Below are 1085 nucleotides of genomic sequence, written 5' to 3'. Positions count from 1 at the left end.
TTGTTGGTGAACTGTTTTCGATGGTCACGCTGGAGCCGATGGTGTTCACCGAGGTGGACGGAGCGGCCCTTGGCCGAGGTGGTGCACCGTGCCCGTAGCGCACACCCCGTGCAGGCCTGCCTGAAGGTGGCGTGATGGCTGGCGGTGACCGGCCGGGTCACACCGGCGGGGCAGGTCAGCGTGTGCGTGGCGGGGTCGTAGGAGAAGTCATCGATGACGAACCCGCCCGGGATTGCCGGGCGATACGGCCACGGTTTGAGCGCCACCTCCCAGGTCGTCTCTGCCAAGCTCGCCAACATCGCTCCGGTGGCGTACGCCGAATCACCGAGGACCTGCCCGCCCTGGGTCGGTGCGGTGGGATCGGTGGGTAACAACCGCGCCCCGACCGCCGCATCGGAATTGGCCGGGCCGGCGGCCTTGGTCAATTCTGTCGCCGTGATCAGCCCGGTGTCGGGTTCGACCACCACGTGAGCTTTGAACCCGTCTTGGCGGCGTGACTGGGTCTTATGGGCGTGGCGGGCCTCAGGGTCGACCGTGGAGATCATCCGATCGGTGACGGTGCGCTCGGCGATGCGCCAGCGTCCGTCGGTGCCATCGGAGCCCTCAGCCGGTTCCACGTCTTGACCGGCGACCAACGCCAACAACGCCACCGCCTGCTTCTGGGCCTCGCTGCCGGCAGTCTCGATCCTCTCGCGATCAAGGCCGTCGAGCACGGCCAACGCGTCGCTGACCAACGCGCTGACCAGCTGATCTCGTGCCTGTTCGTCATCCCAGGCGATCCGCGGCTTACCCGGCTGGTCATAGCCGGCACCAGCCACCGTCGCCAGCCGGGTCGCACGCTGTGCCACGACCGCGCCGGCGCCATCGACCTCGCGCGCCACCCGCCGCATCGCCGCGATCAGCTGGGTGACGGTGTCCTGGCGGGCCACCGCATCATCGAGGACCGTCGAGTCCAGGGCCCGACGATTCTTGCCGGTGAGCACCCCGGTCGCGGTGATGACCTCACGCACCACCTCGAAAATACGGTGTGGCCGATCACTGGCCGCCAGCCGCCGCCGCCAGTAGGTCAACGTGGACGGATGAAC

Annotated in this window: 1 protein-coding gene; it reads right to left on the bottom strand. The window is 68.2% G+C overall.

Annotation, left to right across the window (positions count from 1 at the left end; all coding sequences use genetic code 11):
• On the bottom strand, positions 1 to 1085 hold a 1085-nt coding region (locus ACIGKQ_RS25375), incomplete at both ends, for a transposase (RefSeq protein ID WP_396575188.1).

This window comes from Gordonia sp. NPDC062954 (assembly GCF_044543825.1).
Classification (GTDB): Bacteria; Actinomycetota; Actinomycetes; order Mycobacteriales; family Mycobacteriaceae; genus Gordonia; species Gordonia tangerina.
The sequence above is the reverse complement of the archived record's forward strand: the minus strand, read 5'-3'. Positions and strand labels throughout refer to the sequence as shown.